This is a genomic window from Phytopseudomonas daroniae (genome assembly GCF_004327275.1).
GTDB classification, from domain to species: Bacteria; Pseudomonadota; Gammaproteobacteria; order Pseudomonadales; family Pseudomonadaceae; genus Aquipseudomonas; species Aquipseudomonas daroniae.
Genome location: NZ_QJUJ01000014.1, coordinates 68,710 through 91,729 on the forward strand (window position 1 = coordinate 68,710; position 23,020 = coordinate 91,729).

23 protein-coding genes are annotated in these 23,020 nt (G+C 61.5%); 14 read left to right on the top strand and 9 right to left on the bottom strand.

All coding sequences use genetic code 11. From position 1 onward, the window contains the following. The first annotated feature begins 16 nt into the window (after positions 1-16). The 7 genes from DNK10_RS24170 (at position 17) to DNK10_RS24200 (ending at position 8,384) form a co-directional block, all read left to right on the top strand. Positions 17-1,375, top strand: a complete 1,359-nt coding sequence (locus DNK10_RS24170; protein ID WP_131178283.1) for a glutamine synthetase family protein — start codon at positions 17-19, stop codon at positions 1,373-1,375. A 54-nt stretch (positions 1,376-1,429) separates the two neighbouring features. After that, complete coding sequence (locus DNK10_RS24175) at positions 1,430-2,797, top strand: aspartate aminotransferase family protein (protein WP_131193314.1); 1,368 nt, start codon at positions 1,430-1,432, stop codon at positions 2,795-2,797. A 102-nt stretch (positions 2,798-2,899) separates the two neighbouring features. Then, on the top strand, positions 2,900-4,000 hold the full coding sequence (locus tag DNK10_RS24180; protein ID WP_131193315.1) for a polyamine ABC transporter substrate-binding protein: 1,101 nt from the start codon (positions 2,900-2,902) through the stop codon (positions 3,998-4,000). Between the two features lie 170 nt (positions 4,001-4,170). After that, a complete protein-coding gene (locus DNK10_RS24185) occupies positions 4,171-5,253 on the top strand; it encodes a polyamine ABC transporter substrate-binding protein (protein WP_131193329.1) in 1,083 nt (360 codons plus the stop codon). Between the two features lie 199 nt (positions 5,254-5,452). Then, positions 5,453-6,607 (top strand): polyamine ABC transporter ATP-binding protein, encoded by a 1,155-nt coding sequence (gene potA / locus DNK10_RS24190; protein WP_131178280.1) that lies wholly within the window; start codon positions 5,453-5,455, stop codon positions 6,605-6,607. Beyond that, positions 6,604-7,512 (top strand): ABC transporter permease subunit, encoded by a 909-nt coding sequence (locus tag DNK10_RS24195; RefSeq protein WP_131178279.1) that lies wholly within the window; start codon positions 6,604-6,606, stop codon positions 7,510-7,512. The genes potA and DNK10_RS24195 overlap by 4 nt, the downstream gene beginning before the upstream one ends. Beyond that, complete coding sequence (locus DNK10_RS24200) at positions 7,509-8,384, top strand: ABC transporter permease subunit (RefSeq protein ID WP_131193316.1); 876 nt, start codon at positions 7,509-7,511, stop codon at positions 8,382-8,384. The genes DNK10_RS24195 and DNK10_RS24200 overlap by 4 nt, the downstream gene beginning before the upstream one ends. A gap of 229 nt (positions 8,385-8,613) precedes the next feature. Here DNK10_RS24200 and DNK10_RS24205 read toward each other — a convergent pair whose 3' ends face one another. The 3 genes from DNK10_RS24205 to DNK10_RS24215 form a co-directional block, all read right to left on the bottom strand. Next, positions 8,614-10,587 carry a BCCT family transporter gene (locus tag DNK10_RS24205; protein WP_131193317.1) on the bottom strand — a complete coding sequence of 658 codons (1,974 nt, stop codon included), beginning with the start codon at positions 10,585-10,587 and terminating at the stop codon, positions 8,614-8,616. 223 nt (positions 10,588-10,810) lie between these two features. Continuing rightward, entirely contained in the window at positions 10,811-12,301 is a 1,491-nt protein-coding gene (locus DNK10_RS24210; protein ID WP_131193318.1) for a YifB family Mg chelatase-like AAA ATPase, read from the bottom strand. A gap of 28 nt (positions 12,302-12,329) precedes the next feature. Then, positions 12,330-12,602, bottom strand: a complete 273-nt coding sequence (locus DNK10_RS24215) for an accessory factor UbiK family protein (protein ID WP_131193319.1) — start codon at positions 12,600-12,602, stop codon at positions 12,330-12,332. A 400-nt stretch (positions 12,603-13,002) separates the two neighbouring features. Here DNK10_RS24215 and glnK point away from each other — a divergent pair, with 400 nt between their 5' ends. The 5 genes from glnK (at position 13,003) to sutA (ending at position 17,042) form a co-directional block, all read left to right on the top strand. Beyond that, the gene (glnK, locus tag DNK10_RS24220; RefSeq protein ID WP_003096476.1) at positions 13,003-13,341 is read left to right on the top strand and encodes a P-II family nitrogen regulator; all 339 of its coding nucleotides are present in this window, start codon (positions 13,003-13,005) and stop codon (positions 13,339-13,341) included. 38 nt (positions 13,342-13,379) lie between these two features. Next, entirely contained in the window at positions 13,380-14,696 is a 1,317-nt protein-coding gene (locus tag DNK10_RS24225) for an ammonium transporter (RefSeq protein WP_131178274.1), read from the top strand. 115 nt (positions 14,697-14,811) lie between these two features. After that, positions 14,812-16,059, top strand: coding sequence for an ammonium transporter (locus tag DNK10_RS24230; RefSeq protein WP_131178273.1), 1,248 nt, complete (start codon positions 14,812-14,814; stop codon positions 16,057-16,059). A 157-nt stretch (positions 16,060-16,216) separates the two neighbouring features. Beyond that, entirely contained in the window at positions 16,217-16,642 is a 426-nt protein-coding gene (locus DNK10_RS24235; RefSeq protein ID WP_131178272.1) for a secondary thiamine-phosphate synthase enzyme YjbQ, read from the top strand. A gap of 76 nt (positions 16,643-16,718) precedes the next feature. Then, positions 16,719-17,042 carry a transcriptional regulator SutA gene (gene sutA / locus DNK10_RS24240; protein ID WP_131178271.1) on the top strand — a complete coding sequence of 108 codons (324 nt, stop codon included), beginning with the start codon at positions 16,719-16,721 and terminating at the stop codon, positions 17,040-17,042. 235 nt (positions 17,043-17,277) lie between these two features. Here sutA and DNK10_RS24245 read toward each other — a convergent pair whose 3' ends face one another. From DNK10_RS24245 to lptM, 6 genes are all read right to left on the bottom strand, one after another. Then, entirely contained in the window at positions 17,278-17,973 is a 696-nt protein-coding gene (locus DNK10_RS24245) for an HAD family hydrolase (RefSeq protein ID WP_131193320.1), read from the bottom strand. Further along, positions 17,970-18,875 carry a tyrosine recombinase XerC gene (gene xerC, locus DNK10_RS24250; RefSeq protein ID WP_131193321.1) on the bottom strand — a complete coding sequence of 302 codons (906 nt, stop codon included), beginning with the start codon at positions 18,873-18,875 and terminating at the stop codon, positions 17,970-17,972. The genes DNK10_RS24245 and xerC overlap by 4 nt, the downstream gene beginning before the upstream one ends. A 72-nt stretch (positions 18,876-18,947) precedes the next feature. Further along, positions 18,948-19,643, bottom strand: a complete 696-nt coding sequence (locus DNK10_RS24255; protein ID WP_131178268.1) for a DUF484 family protein — start codon at positions 19,641-19,643, stop codon at positions 18,948-18,950. Continuing rightward, positions 19,640-20,470, bottom strand: a complete 831-nt coding sequence (gene dapF, locus DNK10_RS24260) for a diaminopimelate epimerase (RefSeq protein ID WP_131193322.1) — start codon at positions 20,468-20,470, stop codon at positions 19,640-19,642. The genes DNK10_RS24255 and dapF overlap by 4 nt, the downstream gene beginning before the upstream one ends. A gap of 5 nt (positions 20,471-20,475) precedes the next feature. Continuing rightward, complete coding sequence (gene lysA / locus DNK10_RS24265) at positions 20,476-21,723, bottom strand: diaminopimelate decarboxylase (protein WP_131193323.1); 1,248 nt, start codon at positions 21,721-21,723, stop codon at positions 20,476-20,478. Positions 21,724-21,732: 9 nt separating this feature from the next. Then, the gene (lptM, locus tag DNK10_RS24270; protein WP_082045717.1) at positions 21,733-21,858 is read right to left on the bottom strand and encodes an LPS translocon maturation chaperone LptM; all 126 of its coding nucleotides are present in this window, start codon (positions 21,856-21,858) and stop codon (positions 21,733-21,735) included. A 182-nt stretch (positions 21,859-22,040) separates the two neighbouring features. On the opposite strand from lptM, the gene cyaY reads away from it, so the two are divergent. Together cyaY and rnk are read left to right on the top strand one after the other, a co-directional pair. Beyond that, complete coding sequence (gene cyaY, locus DNK10_RS24275) at positions 22,041-22,373, top strand: iron donor protein CyaY (RefSeq protein WP_131178265.1); 333 nt, start codon at positions 22,041-22,043, stop codon at positions 22,371-22,373. Positions 22,374-22,581: 208 nt separating this feature from the next. Continuing rightward, positions 22,582-22,989 (top strand): nucleoside diphosphate kinase regulator, encoded by a 408-nt coding sequence (gene rnk, locus DNK10_RS24280; protein ID WP_131178264.1) that lies wholly within the window; start codon positions 22,582-22,584, stop codon positions 22,987-22,989. Positions 22,990-23,020: the final 31 nt, after the last annotated feature.

Here is a 23,020-nt window from a genome sequence, read left to right on the forward strand (position 1 = left end):
AAACCCTGAGGTCTCTATGAGTACCAAATTGGACCAGCTTTCCAGCTGGCTGAAAGAACGCAAGATCACCGAAGTCGAATGTCTGGTCAGCGACCTGACGGGTATCGCCCGTGGCAAGATCTCGCCGACCAACAAATTCCTCGACGAAAAGGGCATGCGCCTGCCCGAAAGCGTATTGCTGCAGACCGTGACCGGCGATTACGTCGAAGATGACGTCTATTACGACCTGCTCGACCCGGCTGATATCGACATGATCTGCCGTCCGGACGAGAACGCCGTGTTCATCGTGCCCTGGGCCATCGAGCCGACCGCGCAGGTGATCCACGACACCTACGACAAGCAAGGCAACCCGATCGAGCTGTCGCCGCGCAACATCCTCAAGAAAGTGCTGCGGCTCTATGCCGACAAGGGTTGGCAGCCAATCGTGGCGCCGGAGATGGAGTTCTACCTGACCAAGCGCAACAGCGATCCGGATTTCCCGCTGGTGGCGCCGATGGGCCGTTCCGGGCGTCCGGAAACCGGTCGGCAGAGCTTCTCCATCGATGCGGCCAACGAATTCGATCCGCTGTTCGAAGACATGTACGACTGGTGCGAGCTGCAAGGCCTGGATCTGGACACCCTGATCCACGAAGAAGGCCCGGCGCAGATGGAGATCAACTTCCGTCACGGCGAAGCCTTGCACCTGGCCGATCAGATTCTGGTGTTCAAGCGCACCATGCGTGAAGCGGCGCTCAAGCACGACGTGGCGGCGACCTTCATGGCCAAGCCGATCACCGACGAGCCCGGCAGTGCCATGCACCTGCACCAGAGCATCATCGACAAGAACACCGGCAAGAACATCTTCTCCAATGAAGACGGCTCGATGAGCGAGCTGTTCATGCATCACATCGGCGGCCTGCAGAAATACATCCCTGAGCTGTTGCCGCTGTTCGCTCCCAACGTCAACTCGTTCCGCCGCTTCCTGCCGGACACCTCGGCGCCGGTAAACGTCGAGTGGGGCGAGGAGAACCGCACCGTGGGCCTGCGCGTGCCGGACGCCACGCCGCAGAACCGCCGGGTCGAGAACCGCCTGGCTGGCGCCGACGCCAACCCCTATCTGGCCCTGGCGGCCAGCCTGCTGTGCGGTTACATCGGCATGGTCGAGGGCATCGAGCCGAGCGCACCGGTCGTGGGTCGTGGTTACGAACGCCGCAACCTGCGCCTGCCGCTGACCCTGGAAGCCGCGCTGGAGCGCATGGAAACCTGCCAGGTGGTCGAGCAGTACCTGGGCCACAAGTTCGTTCGCGGCTACGTGGCGGTCAAGCGTGCCGAGCACGAGAACTTCAAGCGCGTGATCAGCTCCTGGGAACGCGAGTTCCTGCTGCTCTCGGTCTGATTCAGCCGGGGCTGGCGCGCGATCCGCACGGCCCCGTATATAGATGAGGTGTATATGACGGCAAACAACCCGAAGACCCAGCAATGGCAGGCGATGAGCCGCGACCATCACCTGGCGCCTTTCAGCGATTTCAAGCAGCTGGCCGAGAAGGGCCCGCGCATCATCACCCGCGGCGAGGGTGTGCACCTGTGGGATAGCGAGGGCAACAAAATCCTCGATGGCATGGCCGGGTTGTGGTGCATCGCCATCGGCTATGGCCGTGAAGAACTGGTCGAGGCCGCCAGCAAGCAGATGCGCGAGCTGCCGTTCTACAACACCTTTTTCCAGACCGCTCACCCGCCAGTGCTGGAACTGGCCAAGGCGCTCTCCGAGGTGACCCCGGCGGGCATGAACCACGTGTTCTTCACGGGATCCGGCTCCGAAGGCAACGACACCATGCTGCGTATGGTGCGCCATTACTGGGCGCTCAAGGGCAAGCCCGAGAAGAAGGTGGTGATCGCCCGCGAGAACGGCTACCACGGCTCCACGGTCGCCGGTGCCAGCCTGGGCGGTATGAAGGGCATGCACGAGCAGGGCGGCCTGCCGATTCCTGGCATCGTGCATATCGCCCAGCCGTACTGGTTCGGTGAAGGGGGGGACATGACCCCGGAAGCCTTCGGTATCTGGGCGGCCGAGGAGCTGGAGAAGAAGATTCTCGACGTCGGCGAGAACAACGTCGCGGCGTTCATCGCCGAGCCGATCCAGGGCGCTGGCGGCGTGATCATTCCGCCGGACAGCTACTGGCCGAAGGTGCGCGAGATCCTCGCCAAGTACGAAATCCTCTTCGTCGCCGATGAGGTGATCTGTGGGTTCGGCCGCACCGGTGAGTGGTTCGGTAGCGATTACTACGGCAACGCGCCGGACATGATGACCATCGCCAAGGGCCTGACCTCCGGCTATGTGCCAATGGGGGGTCTGGTGGTGCGTGACGAAATCGTCGAGGTGCTCAACGAAGGGGGCGACTTCAACCACGGTTTCACCTACTCCGGGCATCCGGTAGCGGCGGCGGTGGCGCTGGAAAACATTCGAATTCTGCGCGAAGAAAAGATCGTCGAGCGAGTCAGAGAAGAAACGGCACCGTATTTGCAGAAACGACTGCGTGAGCTGGCGGATCACCCGCTGGTGGGGGAGGTGCGTGGAGTCGGCATGCTCGGCGCCATCGAACTGGTGAAGGACAAGCAGACCCGCGAGCGTTATCCAAGCGACAAGGCTGTCGGCATGATCTGCCGCGGTCACTGCTTCGAGAACGGGCTGATCATGCGCGCCGTTGGCGACACCATGATCATTTCGCCGCCATTGGTGATCAGCAAGACGGAAATCGACGAGCTGGTGGAAAAGGCCCGCAAATGCCTGGATCTCACCGCCCGTGCTTTACTGGCTTGAGCAACAGGGCGGTTATCGCCAGACTGCGCCGGCCAACAAAAGGGATCACGCGGCAATGCGTGGCAACCCGGATAATCAACACCACAAATGGAGCTGAACCGCATGATCAAGACTTTCGGCAAGACTCTGCTAGCCGTGACGCTGGCCGGCACCATGGCCGGCATGGCACAGGCTGATAGCAAGGTACTGAACGTCTACAACTGGTCGGACTACATCGCTGCGGATACCGTGGCCAAGTTCACCAAGGAGACCGGCATCAAGGTCGTCTACGACGTCTTCGATTCCAACGAGACCCTGGAAGCCAAGCTGTTCGCTGGCAAGTCCGGTTACGACATCGTGGTGCCGTCGAACAACTTCCTGGCCAAGCACATCAAGGCCAAGGTCTATCAGCCGCTGGACAAATCCAAGCTGCCGAACTGGCAGAACCTGGATACCGCCCTGCTGAAAACCGTCGAGGTCAGCGATCCGGGCAACCAGTACGCCTTCCCGTACATGTGGGGCTCGATCGGTATCGGCTTCAACCCGGAAAAGGTCAAGGCCGTGCTGGGCGAGAACGCCCCGGTCGATTCCTGGGATCTGCTGTTCAAGCCGGAAAACATCGAGAAGCTGAAATCCTGTGGCGTTTCCTTCCTCGACTCACCGACCGAGGTTCTGCCGATCGCCCTGCAGTACCTGGGCTATGAGCCGACCAGCACCGATCCGCAGGAGCTCAAGGAAGCCGAGGCGCTGTTCCTGAAGATCCGTCCGTCGATCACCTACTTCCACTCCTCCAAGTACATTTCCGACCTGGCCAACGGCAACCTCTGCGTAGCCGTGGGTTATTCGGGTGATGTGTACCAGGCCAAGTCCCGTGCTGAAGAAGCCGGTGGCAAGGTTCAGGTGGCCTACAACATTCCGAAGGAAGGTGCCGGTACCTTCTTCGACATGGTGGCCATCCCGGCCGATGCGGAAAACGTCGAGTCGGCCTACGCCTTCATGAACTTCCTGATGAAGCCGGAAATCATGGCCGAAATCACCAACGAAGTGCAGTTCCCCAACGGTAACCTCAAGGCTACGCCGCTGGTGGATGAGGATATCCGTAACGACCCGGGCATCTACCCGAGCGAGGAGACCATGACCAAGCTGTACGCTTTCCCTGACCTGCCACCGGCTGCCCAGCGCGCCATGACCCGCAGCTGGACGAAGATCAAGTCCGGTCGCTGATCAAGCAGCAACCGCGGCGGCGTTTTGCGCCGCGGTTCGCGCTCCAGCAGGGATAACGGGCGGAGCGCCGCCTGTCGAACGTTGCGGCTCAGTCGCGATGCTCACTCAAACCGCGATGCGTCACCGATTGGTGATGATTCACAAGAAGAGGACGACCTGTGCATTTTTCCCTGGGCAAGATCCTGACAACGACCGCGCTTTCGGTTGGCTTGGCAACCCTGGCACATGCGGACGGTACCGTGCATATCTACAACTGGAGCGATTACATCGGTGAGGACACCCTGGCCGAGTTCCAGAAAGCCACGGGCATCAAACCGGTCTACGACGTCTTCGACTCCAACGAAACCCTGGAAGGCAAACTGCTCGCGGGCCGTAGCGGCTACGACGTGGTGGTGCCGTCCAACCATTTCCTCGGCAAGCAGATCAAGGCGGGCGCTTTCCAGAAGCTCGACCGTAGCAAGTTGCCGAACTGGAACAACCTCGACCCGGCGCTGCTCAAGCAGCTCGAAAGCAACGATCCGGGCAATCAATATGCGGTGCCTTATCTGTGGGGTACCAACGGCATTGGCTACAACGTCGCCAAGGTCAAGGAAGTGCTGGGCGTCGACGAAATCGATTCCTGGGCCGTGTTGTTCGAGCCGGAGAACATGAAGAAGCTGGCCACCTGTGGCGTCTCCTTCCTCGACTCGGCGGACGAGATGATCCCCTCGGTACTCAACTACCTGGGCCTCGATCCGAACAGCCAGAGTAGCGATGACTACGCCAAGGCCGAGGCCAAGTTGCTGGAAGTGCGGCCCTACGTGAGTTACTTCCACTCCTCGAAATACATCAGCGATCTGGCCAACGGCAATATCTGCGTGGCGCTCGGTTACTCGGGTGACGTCTTGCAAGCGGCCGATCGTGCCGAGGAGGCCGGCAAGGGCGTCGAAATCGCCTATGCGATTCCCAAGGAGGGCGCCAACCTGTGGTTCGACATGCTCGCCATCCCCAAGGATGCCAGCAATGTCGAGCAGGCCCATGCCTTCATCAACTACCTGCTCGATCCGCAAGTGATCGCCGAGGTCAGTGACTATGTCGGTTATGCCAATCCCAACACCAAGGCTGGGGAACTGATGGATCAGGACATTCGTCAGGACGAGTCGATGTACCCACCGCAGGCCGTTCTGGACAAGTTGTACATCTCAGCCGAACTGCCGCCCACGGCGCAGCGCCTGATGACGCGAAGCTGGACGAAGATTAAGTCCGGAAGATAAACCCATGACCAGGCCGTTGAAAAACTACCTATGTTGCCGTTGCTTCGTTAAAAACAAGCTCAAAATGCTCATGTACTCCTCGTACACTCCGCTTTTTCGCCCGTTTTTGCCTCGCATCGGCTGCCTCGGCTACGTTTTTCAACGGCCTGTTTAGCGCCCGGCTCTTGCCGGGCGCCATTTTTGCTGCGGGAGTTTGGTAATGGCAGTTGCTTCCAGTACCTATAAGAAGGTCATCGAAGGGAGTCAGCAACCGAAAGAGGTGCTGGTCAAGATCGAGCGTGTGACCAAGAAGTTCGACGAGACCATCGCTGTCGAAGACGTATCGCTGACCATCAACAAGGGCGAGATCTTCGCCCTGCTTGGTGGCTCCGGTTCGGGAAAGTCGACCCTGCTGCGCATGCTCGCCGGGTTCGAGCGGCCGACCGAGGGGCGTATCTTCCTCGACGGCCAGGACATCACCGACATGCCGCCCTACGAGCGGCCGATCAACATGATGTTCCAGTCCTACGCGCTGTTCCCGCACATGAGCGTGGCCGACAACATCGCCTTCGGTCTCAAGCAGGACAAGCTGCCCAAGGAAGAGATCGAAGCTCGCGTGGCCGAGATGCTCAAGCTGGTGCAGATGAGCCAGTACGCCAAGCGCAAGCCCCATCAGCTGTCCGGTGGCCAGCGTCAGCGGGTGGCCCTGGCCCGCTCCCTGGCGAAGAAGCCCAAGCTGCTGTTGCTCGATGAGCCCATGGGCGCGCTGGACAAGAAGCTGCGCTCGCAGATGCAACTGGAGTTGGTGGAGATCATCGAGCGCGTGGGCGTGACCTGCGTGATGGTGACCCACGACCAGGAAGAGGCCATGACCATGGCCCAGCGTATCGCCATCATGCACCTGGGCTGGATCGCCCAGATCGGCAGCCCCATCGATATCTACGAGACGCCGGCCAGTCGCCTGGTCTGCGAGTTCATCGGCAACGTCAACCTGTTCGAAGGGCAGATCGTTCACGATGACACCGACCACGCGGTGATCAACTGTCCACAGCTGGACAAGCCGATCTACATCGGCCATGGCATTACCACCCGCGCCCAGGAGACCCAGGTCACCTATGCGCTGCGCCCGGAAAAATTGCTGATGGCCACGCAACTGCCCAGCGATCATGAGCATCCGGACTACAACTGGAGCCATGGCAGCGTTCACGATATCGCCTACCTGGGCGGCCACTCGGTCTATTACGTCAAGCTGACTTCGGGGCAGATCGTGCAGTGCTTCATCGCCAACGCCGAGCGACGTGGCAAGCGGCCGACCTGGGACGACCCGGTGGTGGTGTTCTGGGAAGACGACAGCGGCGTGGTGTTGCAGTCATGAAGATGAGCAGCCTGACCAAGCGTATGCCTAACGGCCGACACCTTGTGATCGGCATCCCGTTCATCTGGCTGTTTTTGTTCTTTCTGTTGCCGTTCGTCATCGTCCTGAAGATCAGTTTCGCCGAAGCAGACGTGGCGATTCCACCTTACACGGAGATCTACACCTGGGTGGATAACACCCTGCAGGTGGTGCTGAATTTGGGTAACTACATCTTCCTCACCGAAGATGAGTTGTACCTGGCGGCCTATCTGGGCTCGCTGAAGATCGCCTTCTTCAGTACCGTTGCCTGCCTGTTGATCGGCTATCCGATGGCCTACGCCATCGCTCGGGCGAATAAAGAAACCCAGATGGTTCTGCTGTTGCTGGTGATGATGCCGACCTGGACCGCGATCCTGATCCGCGTCTATGCCTGGATGGGCATTCTCAGCAACAACGGTCTGCTCAATGGCTTCCTGCAGAGCATTGGCCTGATCGACTCACCGCTGCAGATCCTCAACACCAACACGGCGGTGTATATCGGTATCGTCTATTCGTACCTGCCGTTCATGATCCTGCCGCTGTTCGCCAACCTGGTGAAGCACGATCAGAGCCTGCTGGAGGCCGCGTCGGATCTCGGTTCGAGCAACTTCAACAGCTTCTGGAAAATCACCGTGCCGCTGTCGAAAAACGGCATCATCGCCGGCTGCATGCTGGTGTTCATTCCGGTGGTGGGCGAGTTCGTCATCCCAGAGCTGCTTGGCGGCCCGGAAACCCTGATGATCGGCAAGGTGTTGTGGCAGGAATTCTTCAACAACCGCGACTGGCCGGTGGCATCCGCCCTGGCGGTGGTGATGCTGGCGTTGCTGTTGATTCCGATCATCCTGTTCAACAGGAACCAAGCCAAAGAGATGGAGGGACGGGCATGAAAAGTTTCCGTTTCTCCACCTTCATGCTCTGGGCCGGTTTCGCATTCATCTACCTGCCGATGCTGATCCTGGTGATCTATTCGTTCAACGCCTCGCGGCTGGTAACGGTATGGGGCGGCTGGTCGACCAGGTGGTACGTCAGCCTGCTCGATGACCGGCAACTGATGGGCGCAGTGTGGCGCTCCCTGGAAATCGCCTGCTACACGGCGATCGCTGCGGTGGCACTGGGCACTTTGGCGGCTTTCGTGCTGACCCGGGTTCACCGTTTCAAGGGGCGCACACTGTTCGGCGGGCTGGTCACCGCACCGCTGGTCATGCCGGAAGTGATCACCGGCCTGTCGCTGTTGCTGCTGTTCGTGGCGATGGCGCAACTGATCGGCTGGCCTGCAGAGCGCGGCATGATGACCATCTGGATCGCCCACACCACCTTCTGCTCGGCCTACGTGGCAGTGGTGGTGTCGGCGCGTCTGCGCGAGCTGGATCTGTCCATCGAGGAAGCCGCCATGGATCTTGGTGCGCGGCCGTGGAAGGTATTCTTTCTGATCACCATCCCGATGATCGCGCCCTCGCTGATGGCCGGCGGCATGATGTCCTTCGCCCTGTCCCTGGATGATCTGGTGCTGGCCAGCTTCGTGTCCGGTCCTGGCGCCACCACGCTGCCGATGGAGGTGTTCTCCAAGGTACGCCTGGGCGTTACTCCGGCGATCAACGCCGTGGCCAGCCTGATCCTGCTGGCGGTGTCCTTCGCCACCTTCCTGGTGTGGTTCTTCGCCCACCGTGCGGAAGAGCGTCGGCGCAAGTCGATTCAGCAGGTCATGGAAGAAAGCCAGGCAGCGATCGTCGCTCGCCCGGAGGCCAAGCCCGCTCATTGAGCCCGTTTGGTCGACAAGCAATGCCCGCCGTCTGCGTCAGCAGGGCGGGCATTGTCTTTTCTGAAGAGTGTCGGCAAGTACTCCACTGCCGTTGTCTGTAGGAACCGGGGGCGCCTACCTCTCTGGGTAGGGCAGATCGCCGCCAGCTGGAGGCGCCTGGCGATAGGAATACCAAGCCAGAACGAAAACGCCCGGGCATCGGCCCGGGCGTTTTGTTTTGCGTGACGCCTTAGCGGGTCAGATGCAGGAAGTGCATATGACGCTCGTATTGGTCGAGGATATCGCCGATCACTTCTTCGCGATTCCAGCCCATCACGTCGTAATCCTGACCGCCTTCGTCCAGGTGGACTTCGGCGCGGAAGTACTTGCGCTCTTCGTTGGTGTCATCGCGGGTGTCGCGCATCACGAAGCTTGGCTGGATCAGGGCGCGTGGGCGTACATGGTAATGGAAGTCCGCTTCGCTGCCATGGCTGACCGATAGTGTTACGCGGCCGTCTTCGCCGCTCTCTACGCTGGCTTCACGGCCCTGCTTGCGCAGCTCTTCGGCGACCTGCTGGCAGGCCGGCACGACGGTCTCGCTGATAAAGCGATTCACATGGGAGCGACGTGGCAGCATGACCATGCTGCGCAGACGACGCTGCCAGCCGCCCGGGCTGGTACTGCTACGCGAGCTGAGCGAAACCTGATCGCGCAGGTTGCGCTTGGCCGCGTCCAGCTGCAGGGCGCGTAGCAGGCCCCACATCGATGCCATCAGCGCGACCACGAAGGGCAGGGCACTGGCGATGGTCGCGGTCTGCAGCGCCTTGAGGCCATCGGCCAACAGTAGCGAAGCGGCAACTACACCCATCAGCACGGCCCAGAAAATTCGCTGCCATACGGGTGTCTGATCTTGCCCACCGGACGCCAGCATATCCACCACCATGGCGCCCGAGTCAGCTGACGTGACGAAGAACACCACGATCATCAAGACCGCGATCTGCGACAGGATCATTGATAGTGGGAAGTGCTCAAGGAACGCGAACAGCGCTAGAGCGCTATCCTTGTCTACGGCTTCTGCCAGGTCGGTGATGCCATCGACCATGATCATATGGATGGCGGTATCACCGAACACGGTCATCCACAGTAGAGTGAAACCGGCTGGCACGACCAGCACGCCGCTGATGAACTGGCGAATGGTGCGGCCACGGGAAATACGCGCGATGAACAGGCCAACGAAGGGTGACCAGGACAGCCACCAGCCCCAGTAGAACAGCGTCCAGCCGCCGATCCAGTCGGTTGGTTCATACGCGTAGAGGTTGAAGGTCTTGCTGACGATCTCCGACAGGTAGCCACCAGTGTTCTGCACGAAGGTCTGCAGGATGAACACGGTGGGGCCGAGCACCAGCACGATCAGCAGCAGGCCCACGGCCAGCAACATGTTCAACTCGGAAAGACGGCGAATCCCCTTGTCCAGACCGCTGACCACCGAAATGGTCGCCAGGCCCATGGTGCAGATCAGCAGGCCGATCTGCACGGTTGTCGTGGTCGGTAAACCATACAGATGGTTGAGGCCGGTGTTGATCTGCAGCACGCCGTAACCCAGCGAAGTGGCTACGCCGAGCACGGTGCCGATCACCGCGAAGATGTCCACCGCATGGCCGATGGGGCCGTAGATACGGTCGCCGATCAGCGGATAGAGCGCCGAGCGCAGGGTCAGCGGCAAATTATGCCGGTAGGCGAAGTAAGCCAGGATCAGCGCGACGATGGCATAGATTGCCCAGGCGTGCAGACCCCAGTGGAAGAAGGTCAGTTTCATCGCCTCCTTGGCTGCTTGGACGGTCTGCGGGTCGCCCACTGGCGGGTCGATGAAGTGCATCACCGGTTCGGCCACGCCAAAGAACATCAGGCCGATACCCATGCCCGCACAGAACAGCATGGAGAACCAGGTGGTGTTGTTGTATTCGGGTTCGCTGTGGTCGGGGCCAAGCTTGATGTCGCCGTAGCGACTCACGGCGAGGAACACCACGAACAGCAGGATCAGGGCCACAGCCAGGATATAAACCCAGCTGGCGTTCTCGATGATCCAGGCCTGGGTAGCGCCGAACACGCTCTGGGCGTTGTCCTTGAACACGGTGCTGTAGATCACCAGGCAGGCGATCAGAAAGGTCGAGCCGAAGAATACCGGCGGGTTGAGGGTGGAGCGAGAAGACAGAGGTGCCTCCATTGAGCTAGCTCTCCTTGGTCTGAGTCAGTCCATGATGTACGCGCATACCTGTTCGAGCTTAGGCCAGATCAGGCAGACGAGCGGATGGCGATGCGACTCTGTTTATCGGATGGCCGCCAAGGGCGGAAGGCCAGGCAGTGTACCATCCCGATAGTCAGGTTCTTGAATGTGACAGCTATCGATAGGTTTGCTTGTCGTTTCGTTCAGCTTATTTCTGCACACCTCACAAGTTGGTGCGGTATTGCAGGGCTTCTGCCAGGTGCTGGCGGCTTATCTCGGTGTGCGCCTGCAGATCCGCCAGCGTGCGCGCGACCTTGAGCACGCGGTGAGCGGAGCGCAGTGACAGGGTGAGGCGTTCGCAGGCGTGCTCCAGCCACTGGCGGTCGGTGTCGCCTAGCGCGCAGTGCTCACGCAGCCCCGGCAGGTCGAGAAAGGCATTGGCAATACCCTGGCGCCGCAACTGGATATCCCGTGCTGCCGCAACCCGCGCCGCAGCCGTAGCAGTGCTTTCGCCGCTGTCCTGCGGTGCGCTGAGGGCCGTGCTTTCCCGCGCCACGGTGATATGCAGATCGATACGGTCGAGCAGCGGGCCGGACAACTTGCCGCGGTAGCGCTGGATCTGTTCCGGGCCACAGCGGCAACGGCCGCTGGGGTCGCCGAGAAAACCACAGGGGCATGGATTCATTGCCGCAACGAGTTGGAACCTGGCGGGGAAGCTGACTTTGTCGCGAGCCCGGGCGATCACGATATGACCGCTTTCGAGGGGCTCTCTCAAGACCTCAAGGACGCGCCGATCGAACTCGGGTAGCTCGTCCAGAAATAATACGCCGTGATGGGCAAGCGTTATTTCTCCTGGCTGAGGACGACTGCCTCCACCCACCAGTGCTGGCCCCGATGCACTGTGATGGGGATGCCTAAAGGGACGCTGCGGCCAGCTTTGCAAGGGCGTATGGCTGGCTACCGAACGAATCGCTGCCACCTGCAGCGCTTCTTCCTCGGTCAGCGGTGGCAGCAAGCCGGGTAGACGGCTGGCCAGCAGCGTCTTGCCCGTGCCGGGCGGGCCACTGAGCAACAGGTTATGACCGCCAGCGGCAGCGACCAGCAGAGCACGCTTGGCGGCGATTTGTCCCTGTACTTCGGCCAGATCCGGGTAGGGCTGAGCCTGGCGCAGCAGCCCCTGAGCCTGATACGGGGCCAGCGGTGTCTGGCCGTTCAAGTGGGCGACCAGTTCCAGAAGATGATCGACAGCCAGTACCGTAAGCCCTGATGCCAGGCTGGCTTCCTCGGCATTTTCCCTGGGCACCACAAGGGTGCGCCCAGCTTCTCGAGCCGCCAGGGCAGCGGGCAGCACGCCTTGCACCGGACGTACCGTGCCGGACAGTGCCAGTTCGCCAAGGCATTCGAGTGGGATGAGGGAATCCGCCGGCAATTGGCCGCTGGCAGCCAGAATCCCCAGGGCGATGGCAAGGTCGAAACGGCCGCCGTCCTTCGGTAAATCGGCTGGCGCCAGGTTCAAGGTAATACGACGAGGCGGGAAGTCCAGCGCGCAGTTGAGGATGGCACTGCGCACGCGATCCTTGCTTTCCTTGACCGCCGTTTCCGGCAAGCCGACCAGCGCCAGGGATGGCAGGCCGTTGGCCAGGTGGGCCTCGACGGTAACGGCTGGGGCGTCTACGCCGACCTGGGCACGGCTATGGACTATGGCCAATGACATCGATCACTCCTTGATCGTGCCGAGCAGGTTACTCGACCGGTGTTTGCTGCGCTGGCGTGGTGCGCGACTCGATTTCTGCGACCTTGGCTTCCAGGGCCTCGAGGCGAGCACGAGTGCGGGCCAGAACCACCATCTGGCTATCGAACTCTTCGCGGCTGACCAGATCCAGCTTGCTGAAGGTGCCTTGCAACAGAGCCTTGAGCTGGCTCTCGATCTCGCTGCGTGGCAAGGGATTATCACCGCTGAGCAGGCGTGTGGCCTGGCTGCTGAGGGCGTCGAGCAGAGCTTTGGGTGGCAGCATGGGAACCTTCCGGAAACGATTGGCGGCAGTGTAGCACGGCGGTTTTTGTGAACGGGTCGAGGTGTTTGCACCAATAGCGTGCGGTGCGGGGTGCGGTTTGGCGCCGTTCTGGTGCGTCGGCTGCTGGGGATATTTCCCGTTAAGCCTCCACGCTCCCGTAACGTCCTGAAATGAGGCGCTTTGTCGGTATTGGCAAGCTTTCTGCTTAGTCGCTCATGACCCATGCACTGATGCGGTTCGGTTGTATCGTGCGGGCGGGGAATGTTTCGCCGGGAGCGGTTGGTGGTATCGGATCAGCCTGTGTTGGCAACCGATGCATACAAAAGCCAGACACTGAGCTTAGACTTGCGACGGGGTAAGAATTCCTGGGGCAAGTCCACCTTACACGGGAGAGAGTTTCATGAAACTAGTCACTGCCATCATCAAGCCGTTCAAGCTGGACGACGTTCGCGAGTCGCTGTCGGAAATCGGGGTGCAAGGCATCACCGTTACCGAAGTGAAAGGCTTCGGTCGTCAGAAGGGTCACACCGAGCTGTACCGCGGCGCCGAATACGTCGTCGATTTCCTGCCCAAGGTAAAGATCGACGTGGCCATCGCCGACGATCAGTTGGATCGTGTCATTGAAGCCATCACCAAAGCTGCCAACACCGGCAAGATCGGTGACGGCAAGATTTTCGTAGTCAACCTGGAACAGGCGATCCGCATCCGTACCGGCGAAACCGATACCGACGCGATCTAAGCTCCGCCCCCACCCCCATACGTCCCAGGAGTTAAATCATGACTCTGCGAAGAATCGCAGGGCTTGGAGCCCTTTCGTCCCTGTTTTTCCCGGGCCTGGCCATGGCCCAGGAAGCGACGCTGAATTCCGGTGACACGGCCTGGATGCTGACCGCCACCGCTCTGGTGCTGTTCATGACCATTCCCGGCCTGGCGTTGTTCTACGCTGGCATGGTGCGTTCCAAGAACGTCCTGTCGGTGATGATGCAGTGCTTCGCCATCACCGCGTTGATGAGCCTGCTGTGGTTCGCCTACGGCTATAGCCTGGCGTTCGACACCACCGGGATGGAAGCCGGCGTGACCAACTTCAGTTCCTTCGTGGGCGGCCTGGGCAACATGTTCCTCGGCAACCTGACCAAGGATTCGCTGACGGAGGCCTTCCCGGAAAGCGTATTCGTCACCTTCCAGATGACCTTCGCCATCATCACCCCGGCCCTGATCGTCGGCGCTTTCGCCGAGCGCATGAAGTTCTCGGCCATGCTGGTGTTCATGACCGTCTGGTTCACCCTGGTCTATGCGCCGATCGCGCACATGGTCTGGAGTGGCGACGGTGCGCTGATGTGGGACTGGGGCGTGCTGGACTTCGCCGGTGGCACCGTGGTGCACATCAATGCCGGTATCGCTGGCCTGATCGCCTGCATCGTGCTGGGCAAGCGCAAGGGCTTCCCGAGCGTGGCCATGGCGCCGCACAACCTGGGCTACACCCTGGTCGGTGCCGCCATGCTCTGGGTCGGCTGGTTCGGTTTCAATGCCGGCTCCGCGGCCGCGGCTGACGACACCGCCGGCATGGCCATGCTGGTTACCCAGATCGCCACCGCCGCCGCTGCCCTGAGCTGGATGTTCGCCGAGTGGATCACCCACGGCAAACCGAGCGCGCTGGGTATCGCTTCCGGCGTGGTTGCCGGCCTGGTCGCCATCACCCCAGCCGCCGGAACCGTCGGCCCTATGGGCGCGATGATCATCGGCCTGGCCTCCGGCGTCATCTGCTTCTTCTGTGCCACCAGCCTCAAGCGCAAGCTGGGCTACGACGACTCCCTGGACGTATTCGGCGTGCATGGTGTCGGCGGTATCGTCGGCGCTCTGCTGACCGGCGTGTTCGCCGCTCCGGCACTGGGTGGCTTCGGCGAGGTGGAGAACATCGCGGCACAAGTGTGGATCCAGTTCAAAGGCGTCGCCTTCACCGTGATCTACACCGCCATCGTCACTTACGTGATCCTCAAGGTCATCGACGTGGTCATGGGCCTGCGTGTCAGCGAGGAAGAAGAGTCGGTCGGGCTCGACCTGGCTCAGCACAACGAGCGCGGTTACATCCTGTAAGTATCGCGGGCTCGCCGCTTCGGTCGCGAGCCTAAAGCACACGGAGTGCGTCCGGAGCCAACCCGGGCGCCTCGACCGAATAGCGCATAACAAGCGCGACGGCTAGAGGTGAAAAATGGACAACACAGCATTGGCGGCATTGCAGTACGGTTTCGATACCTTCTATTTTCTGATTTGCGGCGCCCTGGTCATGTGGATGGCGGCAGGTTTCTGCATGCTTGAATCAGGGCTCGTGCGCAGCAAGAACACCACCGAGATTCTGGCCAAGAACATCTCCCTGTTCGCCATTGCCTCGGTGATGTACCTGCTGGTCGGCTACTACATCATGTACTCCTCGGATGGCATGGTGTTCCCCAGCCTGGGCTTCCTGATCGGCGACGAGAACCTCGCCGAGGCGGTGACCGGTGAAGAAGATGCGCCCTATTACTCGGCGCGTTCCGACTTCTTCTTCCAGATCGTCTTCGCCGGCGCCTGCATGTCGATCATTTCCGGCGCGGTGGCCGAGCGTATGCGCTTGTGGCCTTTCCTGGCCTTCGCGGTGGTCATGACCGGTTTCATCTACCCGATCCAGGGCTCCTGGAGCTGGGGCGAGGGCTGGCTGGACGCGCTGGGCTATTCCGACTACGCCGGTTCCGGCATCGTGCACATGGCGGGTGCCAGCGCGGCTCTGGCCGGTGTCATCCTGCTCGGCCCACGCAAGGGCAAATATGGCCCGAACGGCCAGATCAATCCGATTCCGGGGGCCAACCTGCCGCTGGCGACCCTGGGTATGTTCATCCTGTGGATGGGCTGGTTCGGTTTCAACGGCGGTTCCGAGCTGAAGATCTCCGATATCGACTCGGCCAACAACGTTGCGCAAGTGTTCGTCAATACCAACATGGCGGCCGCCGGTGGCCTGATCGCGGCGATGATCGTCTCGCGCATCCTGTTCGGCAAGACCGACCTGACCATGATGATCAACGGCGCCCTGGCCGGCCTGGTGGCCATCACCGCCGACCCGCTGTCGCCGAGCGGCCTGCAGGCCACCCTGATCGGTGCCGTGGGCGGCGCCCTGGTGGTGTTCAGCGTCCTGGCCTTCGACAAGATCAAGATCGACGATCCGGTCGGTGCCATCTCCGTGCACGGTGTCGTGGGTATCTGGGGTGTGCTGGCGGTACCGCTGACCAATGCCGAAGCCAGCTTCGGCGCACAGATCATCGGTATCCTGGGCATCTTCGGTTGGGTCTTCATCACCAGCCTGATCATCTGGGCCGTGATCAAGGCGCTGTTCGGCCTGCGCGTGAGCGAGGAAGAGGAATACGAAGGTGTGGATCTTTCCCAGTGCGGGATGGAAGCCTATCCGGAGTTCACCAGCCAGAAGTGATCTGCTGGGTAGAGCCGCAAAGGTTTCGACCTTTGCGGCTCTACCGGAGCCTCATCGCGGAAAAGTGATGGTCGAACAACTGCAAAGGGCGCTCAGGCGCCCTTTGCTTTTTTGTACGGCACGCTAAAATGCGCGCGTTGAAAAGAGGGCGACGAACATGTGGCAGCAACGGCTGATCACCCTGCGTCCACGGCCACGAGGCTTTCATCTCGTTACCGATGAATTGCAGGATGCGTTACCGGAACTGGCGAGCTACAGGATGGGTCTGTTACACCTGTGGCTGCAGCACACGTCGGCGTCTCTGACCGTCAACGAAAACGCCGACCCGGCAGTACGCCGCGACTTCGAGCGCTTTTTTCGCCGTCTCATCCCTGAGGACACAGCGGGGTACGAGCACTGCGACGAAGGCCCGGATGATTTGCCGGCGCACTTCAAGTCGAGCGTGTTGGGCGTTCAGTTGCAGATCCCGGTGAGTCATGGGCGTCTGGCACTGGGCACCTGGCAAGGGATTTACCTTGGTGAGCACCGTGAGCAGGGTGGTGCGCGTCGAGTGCTGGCGACCTTGCAAGGTACGGCAAATTGAATTTTTCCCAGGCGTTCGGCAACGTTGGACGACTGGGCTATAACTAACCTGCTTTTCGCAAGTCATGAGGCTGAACATGAGCGACGAAGAACTGGAACAAGACGAGCTGGAAGGCGTAGACGAGGACGACGGCGAGGAGCTGGCGGCAGCGGATAGCGATGACGGCGATGACGACAGCGAATCCGACAGCGCGGCGCCTGCCAAGAAGGGCAAAGCCAAGAAAGCGGTCGAGGTTGACGAGCTGCCGAGTGTCGAAGCCAAGCAAAAGGAGCGTGATGCCCTGGCTCGTGCCATGGAAGAGTTCTTGACCCGTGGCGGCAAGGTGCAGGAAGTGGAGCCCAATGTGGTTTCCGATCCACCCAAGAAGCCTGACAGCAAATACGGCAGTCGCCCGATCTGAGGCGAAAGCTGGTTGTATACGCAAAAGCCCGCCTGAGAAGGCGGGCTTTTGCGTATGGGGAGTGAGAGGCAGGTCGAAGGCGCAAGCGGACGGTCGATGATCCGTGTTAAACGAAGGATCAGGCCTTCGGCCCCGGATTACGCCGGGGGCTAATCCAGGCTACGTTCTGGTGAAATATCCGGGCTAGATCGTAGGATGGGTGAAACCCATCAACTGCCGATGGGTTGCACCCATCCTACGCCCAGCGCTCCAGCAGCGTCGGTAATTCTCCCAGGCTGCGGATCTGTGCATCGGCCTCGTCGTCGCCGGCCCAGGCCTTGTCTTCGGGGTTGAACCATACGGCGCGCCATCCCGCCGCGCGCGCGCCGGCGATATCGTCACCTGGGTGGTCACCGATGTGCACGGCTTGTGCGGCCTGCATGCCGGAGCGGCTGAGTGCTTCCTGGAACGGTTTGGGGTCAGGTTTGCCGACCCCCAACTCTTCGGCACAAAGGATGAAGCTGAAGTAGTCTGCCAGCCCGAGTCGGCGCACATCGGCATTGCCGTTGGTGATCACACCCAGTTGGTACTGGTTGGCCAGTCGCTCCAGTGTGGTGACGGTATCGGCAAAAAAGGTGATGGCGTGACGCGCCTCGAGCATCGCCTGGAAAGCGCCTTCGGCCAGGTGCTGGGCTTCGTCCGCGGCATAGCCGACGCCTTCCAGGGCGTGGCGCAGGGTGCGGCGGCGCAACTCGCTAAGGCGGTATCTCAGGCTCGGTTCGCCTTCCAGCAGGCGGCCACGGGTTTGCCCCAGGTAATCCACCGGCTGGCTCGCCAGATGCGGTGCATGGGTGCTGATCCAGTCGCGCATGGCTGTCTCGGCACCCATGATCACCGGGCGGTTGTCCCACAGGGTGTCATCGAGATCGAAGGTGATCAGGCGGATGCTCATGAGTCCTGTTCCTTGCGGCGTTTGGCCCTTGGGTGGGCGCTGTCGTAGACCTTGCTCAGGTGCTGGAAGTCCAGGTGGGTGTAGATCTGCGTGGTGGCGATGTCGGCATGGCCGAGCAATTCCTGCACCGCGCGCAGATCCTGAGACGACTCGAGCATATGGCTGGCGAAAGAGTGACGCAGCATGTGCGGATGAATGTGCTGGCCCAGTTCGCTGATGCCCGCCTGACGCACTCGCAGCTGCACGGCGCGGGCACCGATGCGTCGACCCTGGCGGCTGATGAACGCCGCACCATCCGGCGGGTTGGCCAGGGCGCGTAGCGGCAGCCATTGTTCCAGGGCTTCACGGGCCTTGCCGCCGACCGGCAGCTCGCGCACCTTGTTGCCCTTGCCGACCACTCGCACCAGGCCGGCAGGCAAGTCGAGTCCATCGAGATTCAGGGCGACCAGCTCCGACAGGCGTAGCCCCGAAGAATAGAACAGCTCGAGCATGGCGTGATCGCGGCGGGCGATGAAATCGTCTTCCTGGGCGCCGTCGAGCAGTTGGCTGGCGCGATCCACATCCAGCACCTTGGGAAGCCTGCGCTCGCCCTTGGGCGGCGTCAGGCCACTGGCCGGATCGTGGCGGCAATGGCCTTCACGAATCAGGTAGCGATACAGGCCGCGGGTGGCCGAAAGCAGGCGGGCGAGGCTGCGGGCCGATTGGCCGTTCATGTGCAGGCGGGCCACCTGGCGACGCAGGCGCGAGGTATCGAGGGCTGCCCAGTCGCTGAGCTGTTCCTTCTCGCAATAGGCGAGCAGCTTGTTGAGGTCGCGGCGGTAGCCGTCCAACGTGTGAACAGACACCTGGCGCTCGCTGCGCAGGTGTTCGAGATAGGCTTCAAGATCAGCGGCAAGCTTCAAGCTTCAAGCTCCAAGTAAGGCGTGGATGACAGCGCACTTGCTTCAACTTGCAGCTTGTGGCTTGAAGCTGCTCTAGCGTACCGAGCGCAGTGGAGCGGAGAAACGTGGCAGCACCCGAGACAGAACTTCGGCGATATAACCGAGGAACAGGGTGCCCAGAGAGCTCTTGTAATGCTGCGAATCGGTACTGCCGATCGCCAGCACACCATGCAGACCCTGATAGGAAAGGCCGACCACCGCAGCCGAGCCGACCTGCTCGCCCGCTTCGCCGAACAGGAAGTTCAGTTCGTGTTCGCGCAGCACGCCGCAGATGGTCTTGCCGCCTGCCAGCAGGCCGCCGATGGCCTGATGAGCCTCCGCGTTGCTGACGCTGCGGCCGACCGGCAGCGGTGTGTCGCTGAACAGGATCAGCCCCACGAAGGGCACCTGGAATTCACGGCGCAGGCTGTCCTCCACGCAGCTGACCACCTCTTCGAGGCTGCTGGCGTCCATCAGGTCGAGTACCAGGCGACGGGTCTTGTCGAACAGCCGGTCGTTGTCGCGGGCCACGTCCATCAGATGCGACAGGCGCTGGCGCATCTCGATGTTGCGTTCGCGCAGCAGTTTGACCTGGCGCTCGACCAGCGACACGGTATCGCCGCGCTGGTGCGGAATGCGCAGCTCGGGAATCAGCTCATCGTGGTCGATGAAGAACTCGGGGTGCAGGCGCAGATAGGCGGCGACCGTTTCCGAGTCCAGGGGCTTGGGCGAATCCTGCTGGTCAGTCATAGGCGAACCTGTCCTTCGTACACGCGCACGGCGGGGCCGGTCATCATAACCGGCTGGCCGGGGCCTGCCCACTCGATGGTCAGCTTGCCGCCCGGCAGTTCCAGTTGTATGGGCGAGTCCATCCAGCCCTGGCGGATCGCGGCGACGGCCGCGGCGCAGGCGCCGGTACCGCAGGCCTGGGTTTCCCCAACACCGCGCTCCCAGACGCGCAGGCGTCCGCGTTGGCGGTCGATGACCTGCAGGAAGCCGACATTCGCCCGCTGTGGGAAGCGCGGGTGGTGTTCCAGTTTCGACCCCAATTCATGCACTGGCGCGTTGCCGACATCATCGACATGCAGTACCGCATGGGGGTTGCCCATGGATACTGCTGCCAACTCGTGGGCTTTGCCTTCGACCTCGACGGTGTAGCTCAGGGCTTCGGCGTCGGCCTGGAAGGGGATCTCCTGGGGCAGCAGGCGCGGCGCGCCCATGTCCACGGTGATCAGCCCGTCGGCGCGAACGCTGAGCTCGATGATGCCGCCCTTGGTTTCCACGCGGATGGTTTTCTTCACCGTCAGGCGCTTGTCCAGCACGAAACGGGCGAAGCAGCGCGCGCCGTTGCCGCACTGTTCCACTTCACTGCCATCGGAGTTGAAGATGCGGTAGCGGAAGTCGACGTCCGGGCTCTGTGGCGGTTCGACCAGCAACAACTGGTCGAAGCCCACGCCGGTGTGGCGATCGCCCCACTGCTTGGCGTGCTTGGGCTGGATATGGGCATGCTGGCTGACCAGGTCGAGCACCATGAAGTCGTTGCCGAGGCCATGCATTTTGGTAAAGCGCAATAACATCGGCATCACTCCGGCAGGCGGCTTTCGCCCGCGAAGAGTTCGTCCAGAGTTTCCCGCCGACGCACCTCGAAGGTCTGCTCGCCGTCCACCATTACCTCGGCGGCACGGCCGCGGGTGTTGTAGTTGGAGCTCATGACGAAACCGTAGGCGCCGGCCGAACGCACGGCCAGCAAGTCGCCTTCGGCCAGGGTCAGGTCGCGCTCCTTGGCGAGGAAATCACCGGTTTCGCAGATCGGCCCGACGATATCGTACTGACGGCTGGTGCCTTCGCGCGGTTGTACCGGTACCACGTCCATCCAGGCCTGGTACAGGGCGGGGCGGATCAGGTCGTTCATCGCCGCGTCGACGATGGCGAAATCCTTGTGCTCGGTGTGCTTGAGGTATTCCACGCGGGTCAGCAGCACGCCGGCGTTGGCGACGATGAAACGGCCCGGTTCGAACACCAGTGCCAGATCGCGGCCTTCGATGCGTTGGCGCACCGCCTGGATATAGTCGCCGGCCAGTGGCGGCTGCTCATCGCGGTACTGCACGCCGAGACCGCCGCCCAGGTCGATGTGGCGAAGGTGGATGCCTTGCTCGGCAAGGCGGTCGACCAGCACCAGCAGGCGGTCGAGCGCATCGAGGAACGGCGGCAGGCTGGTCAGTTGCGAGCCGATATGGCAATCGACACCGACCACCGCCAGGTTGGGCAGCGCGGCGGCGCGGGCGTAGACCGCTTCGGCATCGGCGATGGCGATACCGAACTTGTTTTCTTTCAGGCCGGTGGATATGTACGGGTGAGTACCGGCGTCCACGTCCGGGTTGACGCGCAGGGAGATCGCCGCGGTCTTGCCGAGTTCGGCAGCGACCTGTTGCAGGCGCTCCAGCTCATCGGTCGATTCGACGTTGAAGCAGTGCACGCCGACTTCCAGAGCGCGGCGCATGTCGTCACGGGTCTTGCCGACACCAGAGAAGACGATCTTGTCGGCGGCGCCACCAGCGGCCAGGACACGCTCCAGTTCACCGCGCGAAACGATGTCGAAGCCCGCGCCCAGGCGCGCCAGTACGTTCAGCACGCCGAGATTGGAGTTGGCCTTGACGGCGAAACACACCAGATGCGGCATGCCGGCCAGCGCATCGGCGTAGGCGCGGTACTGCGCCTCGATGTGAGCGCGCGAGTAGACATAGGTGGGCGTGCCGAAGCGCTGGGCAACGGCGGACAACGCCACACCTTCCGCGAACAGCGAGCCGTCGCGGTATTCGAAGGTGTTCATGAGCCGTCCTTATCTGTCTTGCGCAGGCGCGGACTGGGTATCATCCGGCAGGTACAGCGGGCCTTTCTGACCACAGCCGCTGAGCAGGGTGGTGACGGCGACGAGCGCGATGAGGGCAGTGAACAGCCGCTTCATGGTCAAATCCTTGTAATAAAGCATAATTGCACCAGAGTATACCGACCCCCCGGCATGTTGCCTATGCGGCGGGGTTCCCGTCCGGCGGGGCTTTGCCCTGGCATACTGACGTGCGCTGAACAGAACGCGGTCGCCCCTTCTGTTACGTTTGATGTTGCTGAATCTTTCATGAGGTAAGTGCAATGAGTTTGACCGAAGCCCGTTTCCACGACCTGGTCGATGCCGTGCAGCAGGCGGTGGAAGACATCTTCGACGACAGCGATCTGGATCTCGATCTGGAAAACTCCGCTGGCGTACTGACGGTGCGCTTCGAAAATGGCTCGCAGCTGATTTTCAGCCGTCAGCCGGCGCTGCGTCAGCTATGGCTGGCGGCTCGATCCGGTGGTTTCCACTTCGATTACGACGAGGGCAACCAGCGCTGGATCTGCGATACCAGCGACGAGTTGCTGAGCGAGATGCTCGAGCGCATCGTCGTTGAACAGTCCGGTGCCAGTCTTGAGTTCGATGAAATCTGAAATCGTCGACGCTGAGCCGATCCTGGCCAGTTAGCGTGTTGCTTCGCCCTGTCAGCGGCACTGCTGCCTGAGCGAAGCCGACAGGCCCTGAGGCTGCTCTTGTTTATTTGGGTGGCTGTGTTACGGTCGGCTCAATCTGTGCAAAACCCCGTCGTCTCGATGGGGTTTTGCTTTTTTTGGCGTCCAGCAAAGGAGACACGCACGCACCATGGCCAGCACACCGTCCATCACCATTACCCGCCTCGATCTGCAGCGCCTGGAGCAATTGCTCGACAGCCTCGATGATTTCGGCCCGATTGCCGAAGCCTTGCAGGCCGAACTGGATCGGGCGGAGGTGGTCGGCCACGATCAGGTGCCGGCAGGCGTGGTGACCATGAATTCGCGCGTGCATTGCCGCGAAGAAGGCAGCGGCAAGGACTATCATCTGACCCTGGTTTACCCCCAGGACGCAGGCGGTGAGGGCAAGGTGTCGGTTCTTGCGCCAGTAGGCACTGCCTTGCTGGGCCTGAGCGTCGGCCAGCATATCGACTGGCCAGCGCCGGGAGGCAAACAACTCAAGCTGACCCTGCTGGCGGTGGAGTATCAACCGGAAGCGGCGGGCGAGTACGACCGCTAGCCCCCTCTTGGCGAGGCCCTTGAGCAGACTG